We start from the raw sequence: 13674 nt of genomic DNA, 5'->3' as shown, positions 1-13674 counted from the left end.
GCGCGCCGGCGCCGCCGGAGCATTCGGCCGCCGAGCTGCCGGGATGCCACCGTACTCGAAGAAGTCCGCACATGAACGGGCCGAGGAGGATTGTCCGGAAATCGGACTGCCCGACCACCCTCAGCGGACCGAGATATGACGGTCCGTCGGACGCCGGCACGCGGGCGCCCCGGTGCGGGACGGCGGTCCGCTCCCGCACCAGGACGCCCGCCGGCGGGCCGTGGATCAGATGGAGCTGGTGATCACGGTGCCGATGTGGTTGCCGGGGATCGCGGCGAGGTCGAGGTACTCGGGGTCGGCCCAGGTGCCATCGAGGTGGCGGGCGGTCAGGATGACCTTGTTGTCGTTGGTGGTGACGGCGAACTGGGCGTCGGTGTCGACGGTGGCGGCGCTGATGCCGGTGCCCGTGACCTTCCCGATGACGTCGACGAGGGAGTTCATCCGCGACCAGTCGCCGGAGGCGTAACGCAGGGTGTGGTACTGGCCGTCGCTCGCGACGGTGGCGAGGTCGAGGTCGTTGTTCTGGCGGGTGACGGCGACGGAGGTCACCGGCCCGGTGGCGCCGGCGACGTCGGAGACCGATCCCCAGAGGGACCAGGCGCCGCTGACGTTGCGCCGGGTGTGGTAGACCTTCCCGCCCGACACGGCGGCGATGTGCAGGTCCCCGGAGGCGGTTCCGCCGGCGGAGATGGCGGTGATGCCGTTGAGCGGCCCGGTGTTGTCGGTGACCACCTTGAACCCGCTCCACTGGCCGTTGCCGTAGCGGGCGGTGTGGAACAGGGTGCCGTTCGCGACGACCACGATGTGCAGATCGGCGCCGACCGGGGTGGCGGCGATCTGGGTGATGTTGCCGAGGTCGGCGACGTTGGCGTTGACGTCGATGAACTTCTGGCCCCAGCTGCCGTCGAGGCTGCGGATGGCGTGGTGCAGGTGCCCGTCGCCGCCCAGGGCCAGGACGTGGGTGTTGGTGTCGATGCCGGCCGAGGTGACGGCGCGGACGCCGCCGATGTTCCCGGCCGCGGCCTGGACGTCCTGGTACGGGGTCCACGAACCGTCGTACAGGCGGGTCGCGGCGTAGAGGTTGGTGTCGCTGCGCACCAGGGCCTGGGTCTTCCACCCGATGGCCTTGGCGCGGGTCTGCTGCACCCAGCCGGCGATGTCGTCGACCCGGGAGCTGAAGGCGCCGGTGCGGGTCTCGGTGGCGGGCACGCCCAGGCAGCCGCCCTGCCAGGAGCGGGAGGCGACCGCGAGCAGCTCGGCCTTGCCGTTGGTCGTACGGACCACGGGGGCGCCGGTGTCGCCCTTGCAGATCGCCGCACCGCCGGTACCGGTGGTGCCGATGCCGGTCGCGCTCACGGTGTCCAGCGAGAACCCGCCGGTGTGGAGCTTCAGCGGCGCCCACTCGTCCTTGGTGCGCCCGTACCCGGGCACGCGCAGCGACTGCCCGGTGGCGGGCGCGGCGGTGGCGACCCGCAGCGGGGCTATGCCGTCGACGGGCGTGGCCAGACGGGCCATCACCAGGTCACGGTCGGCGCGCGGCACCAGCTCGGCGATCTCGGCGGTCTTGCCGGCGCCGGTGGTCAGATCGGTGCGGCCGATGGTCGCGGTGGTCTTCCACTTCGGCTTGCCGGCCGCCAGGGCCTGCGGCTGCGCCGGGTCGTCGGAGAAGCAGGAGGCGGCGGTGAGCACCCAGCTGCGGTCGACCAGCGTGCCGGTGCAGGCCCGCAGGTTGTCGCCGATCGCCAGGTGCGCGGTGTAGGCGTAGGTGTCGTTGGCGGCCGCGTCGCCGACCACGGCGCCGGCCGGGGGCGTGGCGAGGGTGGTCAGGGCGCCGGCGGCGAGGACGGTGGCCAGAGCGCCGGCCCGCAGGTTGCGGGTCGAGGAGTTGCGAGGCATAGGGGGATTCCCGGAGGTGAGAGGTGGGAGGTGGATGCGCGGGTGGCTGTCAGCCGGTGACGGTCAGTTCGAGGAGGCTGGTCGCGTTGCCGTTGCTGCCCTTGCCGACCGGCTGGAAGCCGTCCTTGGGGACCTCGAGGGTCTGCTGGGTGGTGCCGTCGGTGAGGTCGGCCCGGACGGCGCGGCCGCCGGAGGTCTGGATGGCGAAGACCTGGGGCAGCTCGAGGGTGAGCGACCCGGTGGTGCCGGAGACGGTGAAGCAGATCTGGTTGTCCGGGTTGCCCGGGGCCATGGTCCAGACCTGGATCTGGTTGGGCTTGGAGCATTCGCCGAGCAGGATGTGGCCGTCGCCGCGCAGCAGCTTCACCTTGGTGATGGCGGCGGCGCCCGGGTAGGCGAAGTCCTCGACCGCGGGCGGTGCGGCGGAGTTGTCGGCGGGGGTGGTGTCGGCTGCGGCGAGTGTGGTGGCGCCGGCGAGGGCCGTGGCGGTCACGGCGGCGGCGGCCAGCCACCGGCCTGCGGTGGCGCGGCCGGTCCTTCCGGCCGTGCGGAGGGGGGTGTGGGTCACCTGGGGCTCCATCGGGAAGGTGAGCGGGGAGCGGTACGGGCCGGTGCTGGTCAGCCGGTGACGCGCAGTTCGAGCAGGGCGGCCGGCTTGCCGTTGCCGGAGCCGCTGCCGATCCCGACGGGCAGGGCGGTGCCCTTGGCGATGTCGACGCTCTGCGCGCCGTCGACGCTGGTGAGCTTGGCGTTGAGCGAGTAGGCGTCGGTGCGGATGCGGAACACGTTGGGCACCTCCAGGGCGAGGTAGCCGGTGGTGCTGGTGGCGCGGAAGCAGATCTGGTTGCCGCCGGCGTTGGGCAGGTCGAAGCTGAACACGCTGATCTGGCTGTCGACGGCGCAGTCGGACAGCACGATGTGGCCGTCGCCGCGCAGCAGCTTGACGTTGGGGTACGGCGCCGGGCCGGGGTAGTTGAAGTCCTCGACCGCCACCGGCGCGGCCGAGTTGTCCGCCGGAGTGCCGTCGGCGGAGGCGAGTGCGGCGGCGCCGAGCGTGGCGGCCACGGCGACCGCACCGCCAACGAGCAAGCGGGACAAGCGCTTTGCCATGCCTAATCCTTTTCGTTCATCTGGTGTTGCCCTGACGGGCGGATCTGCGGAATCGGGTGACCGGCCTGAATGGTGGGCGAACCAACCGGCAATGACGAGACGTCATTGCCGGTGGAAGTAGCCGAAGTTGCCGCATCGACGCCTTCGGTGCCGCAGCCGGAATCCGGGCCATCGAACCAGATGGGCCGGCGGCTCGACAAGCGCTTTCTAGGCTCTGGCCAGGCGGAATGTCACACTTTCCCAGTGGTTGAGTGCCTATCGGTGATGCGGTTGTATTTGCTTGGCTTTGCCCTTTGGCAGGTGTTTCATTGGCTGCTCTTCGAGCAACTTTCTGACTTCGTGAACGTTCTGTCGTACCGTCATCTGACGTAGGCTCCGCTGCGGCCGTGAATCCGGCCGATGCCGACAGTGGAGGTTTTCTGATGCACCATTCGATATCCCGGTCACGGGGGCGGGGGAGGGGAAGGCCGCCGCTGCTGGGTAGGCTCTCCCTGGGCCTGCTGCCGCTGGCTCTGACGGCGGGGCTGGTGGGGTCGGGCATCTCGACGGCTTCGGCCGCCGAACCGACTGACGACCAGGTTCAGCTGAGCAACCGCGAGCGCACGGTCCAGGCCTGGCTCCACGGCGGCCCTCGCATGCACGAGCTGGCTGAGGTTGCGTTGGCCGGCTCCGACCAGGACGTGAAACGATTCCTGGACAGTGACATCGCCGGGGCGCAGCGCCTTGACGATCTGCTCGCGGCCACGCAGATCTCCAGCGTGGGTGGGCCGAAGGTTCGCGAGGCCGCGGACAAGGCGATCGATGGAACTCCCGACGGGTTGCGCGCCTTCCTGCAGAGTGGTTGGCAGGCGGCGCTCGACGCCGACCGGCGGCTGATGATCACCCGGCTCACCGACCCCGCGATGGGCGCGGGCAGCAACCTGCAGGCCGCCGGTGACGCGGCGCTGCGCAGCAACAACAGTGATGATCTGCAGCGGTTCCTGACCGAGGGACAGTTCCCGGCAAAGGATTCCGACGACCGGCTCAAGCTGGTGCAGATCCTCAGCGCGGGCGGCACGAACACCCAGGCGGCGGCGCGTGCGGCGCTGAACGGGTCGATCGAGGACGTGCGCGACTTCCTGGCGGTCGGCCAGTACATCGCGCAGAGCCGTGACCAGGAGCGTGCGAGCATCGCGCAGCTGGTGCAGCAGGCGAAGGACGCGGGCGCGCAGGCGGCGCAGGAGACGGCCGCGGCGATCGAGGCCAAGGACAAGGCGGTCTACGAGGCGCAGAAGGCCATGGAGGCCGCCGCGCTGGCCGCGTCGGAGACGCAGAAGGCCGGCAATGACGCGGCCAAGGCGACGGAGGCGGCGAACAAGGCCGCGACGGCGGCCGAGCGTGCGGGTGCGGCGGCGCGGACGGCGATGGCGGCAGCTCGTGCGGCCAACGCGGGTGCGCGGGCCGCCGCCTATGCGGCGTCGAACGCGGCCGCCGCGGCGGCCGGGGCCCAGCGGGCCGCGGCCAACGCCGAGACGGCCGCGGCCGCGGCCGCCGGTGACCAGACGAAGGCGCACGACGCGCGGGTGGCGGCCGATGTCGCCGACGCCGCGGCGAAGCTGGCGGCGGACGCGAACACGACGCTCGGTCACGCGAACGACGCCGCCAAGAGCAGCAAGGAAGCGGCGGGTGCCGCGCTGAGTGCCAAGGGCAACGCCGACTCCGCGGCGGGCTCCGCCGAGCAGGCCGGTGCCTACGCGGACAGCGCCGGCGGGCAGTCGGCGAAGGCCAAGCAGGCCGCGGCGGCCACGCGCCGTTCGGCTGCCGAGGCCGGCCGCGCCGCGGCCGCCTCCCAGCAGCTGGCCGGGGAGGCCTCGACGCAGGCCGCGGCCGCCGCGACGCTCCTGAAGTCCGCGGGCGAGCACGCCGCCGCGGCGGCCCAGGCCGCCCGGTACGCCGCCGAGCACGCCGGCCAGAGCGCGAACGCCGCACAGGAGTCGACCAACCACGCGAACGCCGCCTCCGCGGCCGCCGTGGACGCGCAGCGCGCGGTCGACCAGGCCAACGCGGTCCAGGACCTCGCCCGTCGCACCGAGGCCGAGGACCTGGCGAACCGGACCGCGGCCGCGGTGGAGACGGCCCGTAAGGCCAAGGCCGACGAGACGGCGAAGCAGGCGCAGACCGACCAGGCCGCCCAGCAGGTCCAGCAGGCGAAGGCCGAGGCCGACCGCCTCGCCCAGCTGGCCAACCAGCCCGGAGCCACGCCGGCGCAGGTCGCCACCGATGGCCGCAAGCTCGCCCTGATCTCCCGCAAGATCTCAGGCTCCTGGGGATCCGAGGCTGCCGAAGCCGCCCTCACCGGCCCGGACACCGCAGTGCTCTCGTACCTCAAGACCGGACGTAAGCAAGCTGACGACCGCGACGCACACGACCGTGCCGTCGAGGTCTACACCGACTCGGGGAACAACGCGGTCCGCGACGCCGCCTACACCGTGCTCCAGGGCGACCGGACCCAGGTCGGCGCGTTCCTGAACAGCGGCCAGTACGAGGCCGCGGCGCCGGAGAACCGGCTGACGATCACCCGGCTCAGCGACAACGCCGGTCCCGCCGTCAAGGCGGCCGCCGACGCCGCGCTGCGGGTCAACACCCCCGCCGCGCTGCGGGCCTTCCTCGGCAAGGGTCTGGCCGACGCGCAGGCCGCCGACGACCGCCTGACCGCCACCCGGCTCGAGGACGCCCCGGCCACCGAGCCCGAGCTCAAGGCCGCGGCGAAGGTCGCCCTCGAAGGCCCCGTGCAGGACCTGCGCGCCTTCATCGCCAAGGGCCAGTACACAGCTCAGCAGAAGGACCGGCTCACCGCCGTCCACGTCGCCGACATCAAGGGCCTGATCGCCGAGGCCACCGCCGTCGCCGCGACCGCCCAGAAGAACGCGGCCACGGCCCAGGCCGCCGCCGCCTACGCCCGCGGCGTCGCCGACGAGGCCAGGGGCTACGAGGCCACCGCCAAGGCGTCGGCCGACACCGCCGCCCAGCACGTCGCCAAGGCCCAGGCCGCCGCCGACGCCGCCCAGGCCGACGCCACCAGGGCCGCCGCGGCCGCGAAGACCGCCAACGCCGCCAAGGCCTCCGCCAACCGCGACGCCGCCAAGGCCGTCTACTCCGCCAACCAGGCCGACCAGTCGGCCCGACAGGCCCGATGGTCCGCGATTCAGGCGAACGAGTCCGCGTCCGCCGCCCGGGCCTCCGCCGAGGCGGCCGGCCAGGACGCCCAGGCCGCCCAGACCGCCGCCGACGACGCCCACGCCAGCTACGAGGTGAAGCGGGACGCCGAGGAGAAGGCCCGGCTCGCGAAGCTGGAGGCCGAGCGCAAGGAGGCCGAGAAGCAGGCCCAGGCCGAGAAGGAGAAGCAGGACGCGATCGCCGGGATCGAGGAGGAGATCAAGAAGGCGAAGGAGGACAGCGACAACGTCAGCTACCTCTACCACCTCTTCTCCGAGAGCGTCCACCTCACCCTGGACGTCATCGGCGGCGCGGGCGGCGTCATCGCCCCCGGTCTCGCCGACATCGCCGACCTCGTCAACTGCGCCTACTACGCCGTCGAGGGCCGCACCACCGAGGCGCTCACCTCCTGCATCGGCGCGATTCCCTTCATCGGCGACGGCGCCGCCGTCGCCAAGCTCGCGCAGTGGGCCAAGAAGTTCGGGTCCTGGGGCGAGAAGGCCGTCGAGTTCATCCAGAAGCTCGTCACCCGTCTCCCTCCTGTCTGCCCGCTGCCGAATAGTTTTGCGGCCGGCACCCGAGTCCTGATGGCCGACGGATCCACCCGCGCCATTGAGACGGTTCGGATCGGCGACGAGGTCCTCGCCACCGATCCGACGATCGGACTGACCGGCTCCCGTCGGGTCTCGGCGACCATTTACGGCCCCAACGACCGTGACTTCACGGATATCTCGCTGGGTGCCGGGAAGTCCCTGACCAGCACCGACCACCACCCCTTCTGGTCCGAGAGCCAGAAGCAGTGGACCGACGCCGTCGACCTCAAGCCCGGCGACGACCTGCGTGACCCGGCCGGCCGGCCCCAACGCATCGAGGACGTCCGGCACTGGAACACCCTCCAGCCCGCCTACAACCTCACCGTCGACGACCTCCACACGTACTATGTGGTGGCAGGCGATACGCCGGTGCTTGTGCATAACGCCGCTCCGGCCTGTGATCTCGGTGGCTTCAAGTCGGGCGTTACTCCCGACGAGATTGCTCAGCTCAACCGTGAATTCGGTGGAGAGACGCTCCTGAGTGGCTCTCCTGAAAACATGCTGGTCAATGCGAGTCGCTACAACAGCTTCTGGGAGAAGGCCGCGGTCGTTATCCGGGATATCGCGGGAAGTCACATGTTCAACAACGGGAACAAGCGGACGGCGCAGGCGGTCGTCGAGAAGCTGATGGAGCGCAACAGCATCACCAGTGGCCCGGGCACGGCCCAGGACCTGCGCAGTGTCATCGACGCGGTCGGAAAGGGCCAGCTTCACGATATTGCCGATATCGTGGCGGCCTTGAGGGGATACTAGGGATGGCCTGACATGAACATCGAAAAGCTGATGGAGGGCCTAGGCCGCGCCGGCGTCACCGTAATCCTTAAGGTGGATGACGAGAGGATGGCGGACGGCGGGGACCCGTGGACGGTGGTCATGTCCGGAAGGGTTCTTGGAGATCAAGGGTTCATCCGGGCTGAATCCTCCAGCCTTGACGAATGCATTGAGCAGGCTGTCGAGCGACTGCGAACCCGTCAGGGCGACTGGGCGTGGCTGAGGGAAATCTCCTGAGGTGACTGCGAGGCCCCACTGATCTTAGGTCAGTGGGGCCTCGCGGTGTCTTGGTGGGCAAGCGGCGATATCAGGCGGCACCAGTCGCAGGCAATGGGTCGCCGTTGTCGGCGGTTACAGGCGGGTGAGGCGCTCGGCCAGGGCGCGGGCGTGGGTGGCGGCGGTGGGGCCGCGGGTGGGGTCGGGGGCTTCGGAGAGGAAGACCAGGGCGAGCATCAGGGCGGCGTCGAGGCGGCAGGCGAGGAGGGTGGGGTCGTCCTCGGCGGGGACGGGGGCGAGGGTGGCGTAGCCGGCGCGGAGGGCGGGCAGGTCGAGGTCGTTCTCGGGGTAGCGGGCGTATTCGGCGAGGCGGCCGAACTCGAGGGCGGGGGTGCCGAGGAGGGCGTTGGACCAGTCCAGGAGGGCGGTGGTGCGGCCCTGGTGGCGGCGGATGTTGGAGCTGCGGACGTCGAGGTGGAGGAGGCTGCTCCCGGTGAGGGGGGAGAGGTGCCGGGCGAGCAGGCCGGGGGTGGGGGGCTCGGGCCAGTCGGCGACGAGGCGGGCGAGTTCGGCCCAGCGGCGGGCTATCCGGGTGGTGAGGACCCCGGCGGTGGTGCCGCCCTCGGCGGCGACGGGGTGCAGTGGCGGCGGGGGTGCCTGGTGGAGCCGGGCGAGGAGCCGGCCGAGGGCGTGGGAGTCGAGCGGGGTGCCGTCGTCGGGGACGTAGTCGGAGAGCAGCACGTCGGGGGAGTCGGGGTCGTCGGCGAGGACGAGTTCCCGGGCGCGGGCGACGGGCAGGCCGTGTTCGGCCAGGTGCCGGGCGATGGCGTGCTCCTGGACGAGCAGGGCGCGGGTGTCCACGTGCGGGTCGTTGGCGTTGGAGTCGAAGCGGTGGTGCGCGAGCCGTACGGCGACCGGTTCGCCGTCCCGGGCCCGGGCCCGGAAGACGGTGAACTCCAGGCCCTTGCCGACGAGTTCCAGGCCGCTCAGGCCCCACTGTCCGGCCAGTCGGTCCAGTACGGCGAAACGCTCACTCATGGTGCATCCTCGGTGGTCTTGCGACGGTCGGTCACCCTGCTGTCCCTCAGCAGGGCGTAGGCGATCGGCAGGCAGGTCAGCAGGGTGACCACGCCGCCGAGGGCGAAGGCGGCGCGCGGCCCGGCCGAGGCGCTCACCCGGCCGAAGACCAGCGCGCCGAGGGGCATGGTGCCCCAGGCGAAGAGCCGGTAGACGCCGGTGGCCCGGCCGAGCATCCGGTCCGGGATGATCGTCTGGCGCAGGGAGACGGCGACGACGTTCCAGACCATCAGGGCGAAGCCGGTGACGCCGTAGGCGACGGCGACCACGGGGACCCGGTCGGTGGCGGCCACCGCCAGGCCGGCGGCGCCCATCAGGGCCAGGTTGCCGACCAGCGCGGGGACCCGGCCGACGGCCTTGCTGAGCCGGCCGGCGACCGCGCCGCCGATCACGCCGCCGACCGCCCCGGCGGCCAGCAGCGCCCCGTACGCGGCGTCCGGGAGTTCCAGCACCTCGCGGACCAGGATCACGAAGACGGCGATCTGGCCCAGGTAGACGGCGTTGATGACCCCGGCGGAGACGGTCAGGGCACGCAGCAGCGGATCGCGGAGGACGAAGGCGACTCCCTCGCGGATGTCGGCCAGCAGGCGGGGTTTCCCGGCGCCCGGCCCGGGTTCGGCGGCAGGCCCGGATTCAGGCCCGGATTCAGGCCCGGACTCGGGCCCGGACTCGGGCACCGGCCCGCGCACGCCGCGCAGCAGCAGCGCGGAGGCCAGGAAGGAGACCGCGTCGATCACCAGCGGGACGGCCCGGCCGACCGTGAACAGCACGCCGCCGACGACCTGCCCGAGCAGGTCGCGGCCGACGGTCTGGACGGCGAAGAGCCGGCCGTTCGCCGACTCCAGCCGGTCCTTGGGCACGACGCTCGGCAGCAGTGCGAAGGACGCGCAGTCGAACAGCACCTCGCCGACGCCCAGCAGGAACGCGGAGGTGAGCAGCGGCCAGAAGGTCAGCCGGTCGGCGGCGAGCAGCAGGACGGTGAGCGCCAGCACCGCGGCGCGCAGCAGGTCGGCGAGGACCATCAGTAGCCGCCGCTCGAAGCGGTCGGCGTACGCGCCGGCGGGCAGGGCGAACAGCAGCCAGGGCACCGTGGTCGCGGCGGTGACGGCGGACACCTGGAAGGCGTCGTCCAGCACCGCGGTGGAGAGCAGCGGCAGCGCGGCGAAGCGCATGCCGTCGCCGACCGCGGAGGAGGCGGCGGCGCCGAGGACCCGGTGGTAGCCGGAGGAGGGGCGGACGGCGGTGTCGGTGCTCACCCGCGCGGCTCCGCGGCGGGGTTCCCGGCCGAGAAGACGGCGCAGCGCAGTTCGCTGGTGTACCGCCGGCCGTCCACGTCCAGCCAGCGCTGGTCGGGGGCGGGCAGCATCTCGGACACCTCCAGGGTGCCCTCGGCTCGGGCGGCCAGCCGGCCCAGCTGCCGGACCAGCAGCGGGGACTCCCAGTCGACGTAGACCGGCTTGGGCTCGCCGGGGACCTTGACGAAGACGTGCCGGGGCAGCCGGTGCTCGGCGCGCAGCCGGCAGGCGGCGACGAACAGCGCGGCGTCGTCCCGGCCGGTCTGGCGGCCGAAGGCGGCGGTGTCGCGCAGCCGGGCGGCGGGGATGCGCCAGGTCTCGCGCTGCAGCACGACGCGGCCGCAGCGGATGCGCGGGATGTGGGCCAGATCGGGGGCGTTCAGTCCGGCGCCGCCGAAGTGGCGGGGGAAGGCGAACGGGGAGAGCGGGTCCTGCCGGATGCTCGGGCCGCCGGCCGGGGGCGCCATCAGGCGCAGCCGGCCCTCGACGCCGTGGGCGCGCAGCTCCAGCCGGCCGTCGCGCAGCACCAGGTAGAGCTGGGAGGGCTGCAGCACCCGGTCGCGGGACTGCGCGGAGCGGCCGTAGACCTCCAGGTCGTGGCAGGGGTAGACGAGTTGGGTGGAGGACTTGTCGGGGTGGCCGCGGGACAGGTTGGCGAGCACCTCGTCGTCGGCGAGCAGGGACCGGTAGCCGCGGTACACCTCGGAGAGCAGTTCGGGGGTGTGCTCCTGGATCAGCGGGCCGAAGCTGGTGTGGGTGATGACCTCCCGCACCGCGTGGCAGTCGCCGATGACGGCGGTGAACCGGCCCTCGGCCAGGTCCTCCCGGCTCCGCGCGGCGAACAGGATGTCCGGGTCGCAGACGGCCGGCGGGCTGCTCGGCTGGGCGGCGAGGACGGCGGCCATCCGCTCCCGGTCGACCACGACCTCGGAGCGGTCCGGGTCGGTGGCGGCCTCGCCGAGCAGGGCGGCGCCGATCTCCCGGTCCAGTTCGGCGAGTTCGGCCTCGACGGCGAGGCACTCGCGGGCGATGGCGTCGCGGTCGCGGAAGAACTCGGCGTAGAGGACGTCCAGCGGGATCTCCACGCCGGGGCCGAACCGGTCGGCCACCCACCGGGTGAGGATGACCAGTTCGCGCCGCATCCGCAGGCGCGGGCCGGCCAGCACGGTCTCGTACACGATGGACAGTTCGTCGGTGATGAAGCGGGCGAGGTCCGGGCCGACGGTCAGGTCGGCGGGGCGGCCGCGGGCCTCCTCGAACAGGATGCTGCGGTCGGCGTAGTGCAGGCCGCTGTTGCGGTTGGCGGGGCCGCCGGTCAGCTGCTCGAACCGGGCCTTGCTCTCGGCGAGCGCGGCCGCGCGTTCGGGCAGCGGCAGGGCGGCGAAGCGGGTCAGGTCGGCCTCGAAGCCGTCGATCGCGGTGAGCAGCGGGTCGGCCAGCGGGGCGGGGGCGGCGAGCAGTTGCTCGCGCAGGGCGGCCAGCGGCCGGTGGTCGCCGATCGGGATCTCGAACTCGACGACCACCCATTCGCGCTCGGCGAGTCCGGCGAGCACCTCGTCGAAGGGGACGGGGCAGCGCTGCTCGTCCTGCCAGGCCTGCCGCAGTTCGCTCAGGGTGCGTTCGCCGTCGCAGTGCTGCCACAGCCAGGCCTCGTACGGTTCGACCGGGCGCCCGCCGAGGTGCTGGAAGTCCCAGTCGGTGTCCAGGCCGTCGCGGGTGGTGAAGGCGTAGAGGTCGATCCGGCCGTCGCGCAGGAAGGACAGCGGGCGGCGCCGGGGGCGGGCGTGGTCGAGCAGGCCGGGGACGGCGGCGGCGCTCTGGGCGAGCTTCTCCGCGGCCCAGTGGCTGAACAGCGCGCGCCGTTCCAGCTCCCGCTCGCCGGACCAGGTGATGCCGGGGGCGGAACCGACCCGGCCGGGGGTGAAGGGGCCGAAGTGCGAGTGGGTCTCGTTCTTGGTGGTGACCCGCTGGAGGTACATGGTGAGCAGGTCGGTCATCTTGCGGGTGCGCCGCCCGGTCGCGCCGTCGTGGGCGTCGAGCCAGGCGGCGAAGGTGGGGTAGGCGGAGTCGTTGGAGAGCAGCAGGACCTGCCGCAGCCGCTCGTCGCCGAAGGCCTCGACGACGGCGGCCCCGGCCCGGTCGAGGCGGTCCTGGTGCCGGGCGGCGAACCGGGTCTGCTCCTCGGCGAAGTGCCGGGCGGCGTCCTGGTAGGCGCGCAGGACGGCGGCCTCCTCGGCGGGCACGGCGGCGGCCGCGGCGGCCAGCTCGGGCTCGGGGACGGGCAGCAGGAACCCGGCGGGGGAGGACAGCCGGGCGGCGCCGGGCACCGGGTGGCGGCGCAGGGCGGCCTTGAACGCGTCGGCCAGCTCCTTCAGCCGCTGCCCGTGGGCGACGAGCTCCCGGGCCTCCTCGGCGGCGGCCGGGTCGGCCAGCGGCGCGAGCAGCTCCATCGGGAAGCCGGCCTGGCGGAGCACGACGACCGGCGCGAGCTGCCAGGGGACGCGCACCCCGGGCTCGGCGGCGGTCCGGGGATCGTTGACGGTGGTCACGGCCTCACCTGGGGGATCGAGTGGACGGGCGGACGGCGGTCGTGCAGGGCGTCCAGGACGGCGAGCGGGTCGGCGGGGAGCGCGGGCAGCAGGCCGGGGCTCGGCGCCCAGGGTTTGACCCGCACCCCGTGGTAGTCGGACCCGGCGGTGGCGACCAGGCCGAGCCGCCCGGCGGCCTCGGCGAGCCGGGCGCTGTCGGCCGGGGTGTGCCAGCTGGTCCACACCTCCAGTCCGGCCAGGCCGGCCTCCCGCAGCGGCGCCAGCAGTTCGGCGCACCGCGGGGCGTCCAGGCCGGCGGTGTGCGGGCCGGGGTGGGCGAGGACGGCGACGCCGCCCGCCCGCTCGATCCAGGACAGCACGTCCACCAGGTCGGGGTTGACGGGGTGTTCGACGTGCAGCGGCCGGCCCGGGCGGCACCAGTCGGCGATGAGGCGGGCGAACCGGTCGTCGCCGTCGGCGTACGGGGCGAACCGGGGGTCGTCCCCGGCGGCCTCCAGCAGCAGGGCCAGGTAGTCGTTGACGTAGGCCACCCGGTCGCCGCCGAGGCGCCGTTCGACGTCGGCCCGGGCGATCGGCACGCCGAGGGCGTGCGCCCGGTCGGTCCAGGTGCGCCACCAGGCGAGTTCGGCGTCGTGGAGGCGTCCGATCCGCTGCCGGAACGCCTCGTCGCCGGGGTCGACGAAGTAGGCGAGGCAGTGGGTCTCCTCGTCGCGCCAGGTGGTGGTGATCTCGCAGGCCGGGACGACGGTGAGACGCCCGGCGGCGGCCCGTTCGAAGGCGGCGACGCCCGCGAGGGTGTTGTGGTCCGTCACGGCGGCGACCCGCAGCCCGGCCTCGACGCACCGCCTCGCCAGGTCGGCCGGCGCCTCGTCCCCGTCCGAGTGCCGGGTGTGCAGGTGCAGGTCGACCGGGGTGGCCAGGGTCGCGGGCGCCCCCCGCATCAGCGGGACCTCCACGCCGACCGGAATCCCC

The 13674-nt window shown here is 73.0% G+C and carries 10 protein-coding genes; 3 read left to right on the top strand and 7 right to left on the bottom strand.

The genetic code is table 11. The annotated features are described in order from the left end of the window. Nucleotides 1–225 precede the first annotated feature (225 nt). From ACLWS4_RS02865 to ACLWS4_RS02855, 3 genes are read right to left on the bottom strand one after another with little or no spacing between them, the layout of a single operon-like run. On the bottom strand, nucleotides 226–1896 hold the full coding sequence (locus tag ACLWS4_RS02865) for a trypsin-like serine protease (protein ID WP_416873256.1): 1671 nt from the start codon (nucleotides 1894–1896) through the stop codon (nucleotides 226–228). A 49-nt stretch (nucleotides 1897–1945) separates the two neighbouring features. Then, nucleotides 1946–2464, bottom strand: coding sequence for a hypothetical protein (locus tag ACLWS4_RS02860; protein WP_416873255.1), 519 nt, complete (start codon nucleotides 2462–2464; stop codon nucleotides 1946–1948). A gap of 50 nt (nucleotides 2465–2514) precedes the next feature. After that, nucleotides 2515–3006 carry a hypothetical protein gene (locus tag ACLWS4_RS02855; protein ID WP_416873254.1) on the bottom strand — a complete coding sequence of 164 codons (492 nt, stop codon included), beginning with the start codon at nucleotides 3004–3006 and terminating at the stop codon, nucleotides 2515–2517. A 69-nt stretch (nucleotides 3007–3075) separates the two neighbouring features. Here ACLWS4_RS02855 and ACLWS4_RS02850 point away from each other — a divergent pair, with 69 nt between their 5' ends. The 3 genes from ACLWS4_RS02850 to ACLWS4_RS02840 are packed head-to-tail and all read left to right on the top strand — an operon-like array spanning nucleotide 3076 to nucleotide 7802. Next, a complete protein-coding gene (locus tag ACLWS4_RS02850) occupies nucleotides 3076–3378 on the top strand; it encodes a hypothetical protein (protein WP_416873253.1) in 303 nt (100 codons plus the stop codon). 50 nt (nucleotides 3379–3428) lie between these two features. Beyond that, entirely contained in the window at nucleotides 3429–7547 is a 4119-nt protein-coding gene (locus ACLWS4_RS02845) for a polymorphic toxin-type HINT domain-containing protein (RefSeq protein WP_416873252.1), read from the top strand. 12 nt (nucleotides 7548–7559) lie between these two features. Further along, nucleotides 7560–7802 (top strand): hypothetical protein, encoded by a 243-nt coding sequence (locus tag ACLWS4_RS02840; RefSeq protein ID WP_380778170.1) that lies wholly within the window; start codon nucleotides 7560–7562, stop codon nucleotides 7800–7802. 114 nt (nucleotides 7803–7916) lie between these two features. Here the strand turns inward: ACLWS4_RS02840 and ACLWS4_RS02835 are convergent, their stop codons facing one another. Genes ACLWS4_RS02835 through ACLWS4_RS02820 form a run of 4 tightly spaced genes read right to left on the bottom strand, consistent with a single transcriptional unit; the run spans nucleotide 7917 to nucleotide 13643 of the window. Further along, a complete protein-coding gene (locus ACLWS4_RS02835; RefSeq protein WP_416873251.1) occupies nucleotides 7917–8819 on the bottom strand; it encodes a phosphotransferase family protein in 903 nt (300 codons plus the stop codon). Beyond that, a complete protein-coding gene (locus ACLWS4_RS02830; protein WP_416873250.1) occupies nucleotides 8816–10114 on the bottom strand; it encodes an MFS transporter in 1299 nt (432 codons plus the stop codon). Before ACLWS4_RS02830 ends, ACLWS4_RS02835 begins: the two co-directional genes overlap by 4 nt. Continuing rightward, on the bottom strand, nucleotides 10111–12702 hold the full coding sequence (locus ACLWS4_RS02825) for a lantibiotic dehydratase (RefSeq protein WP_416873249.1): 2592 nt from the start codon (nucleotides 12700–12702) through the stop codon (nucleotides 10111–10113). Before ACLWS4_RS02825 ends, ACLWS4_RS02830 begins: the two co-directional genes overlap by 4 nt. Next, nucleotides 12699–13643 (bottom strand): PHP domain-containing protein, encoded by a 945-nt coding sequence (locus ACLWS4_RS02820; RefSeq protein WP_416873248.1) that lies wholly within the window; start codon nucleotides 13641–13643, stop codon nucleotides 12699–12701. The genes ACLWS4_RS02825 and ACLWS4_RS02820 overlap by 4 nt, the downstream gene beginning before the upstream one ends. Nucleotides 13644–13674: the final 31 nt, after the last annotated feature.

The organism is Kitasatospora sp. SC0581, assembly GCF_048159585.1.
GTDB lineage: Bacteria > Actinomycetota > Actinomycetes > Streptomycetales > Streptomycetaceae > Kitasatospora.
Note: the sequence above shows the minus strand (reverse complement) of the source record. Positions and strands in the feature narration are given on the sequence as shown.

What these genes read in the sequence shown, in the direction of transcription:
- ACLWS4_RS02865 (WP_416873256.1), bottom strand. Translation starts at nt 1,896, where the DNA reads ATGCCTCGCAACTCCTCGACCCGCAACCTGCGGGCCGGCGCTCTGGCC.
- ACLWS4_RS02855 (WP_416873254.1), bottom strand. Translation starts at nt 3,006, where the DNA reads ATGGCAAAGCGCTTGTCCCGCTTGCTCGTTGGCGGTGCGGTCGCCGTG.
- ACLWS4_RS02850 (WP_416873253.1), top strand. Translation starts at nt 3,076, where the DNA reads ATGGTGGGCGAACCAACCGGCAATGACGAGACGTCATTGCCGGTGGAA.
- ACLWS4_RS02845 (WP_416873252.1), top strand. Translation starts at nt 3,429, where the DNA reads ATGCACCATTCGATATCCCGGTCACGGGGGCGGGGGAGGGGAAGGCCG.
- ACLWS4_RS02840 (WP_380778170.1), top strand. Translation starts at nt 7,560, where the DNA reads ATGAACATCGAAAAGCTGATGGAGGGCCTAGGCCGCGCCGGCGTCACC.
- ACLWS4_RS02835 (WP_416873251.1), bottom strand. Translation starts at nt 8,819, where the DNA reads ATGAGTGAGCGTTTCGCCGTACTGGACCGACTGGCCGGACAGTGGGGC.
- ACLWS4_RS02820 (WP_416873248.1), bottom strand. Translation starts at nt 13,643, where the DNA reads ATGCGGGGGGCGCCCGCGACCCTGGCCACCCCGGTCGACCTGCACCTG.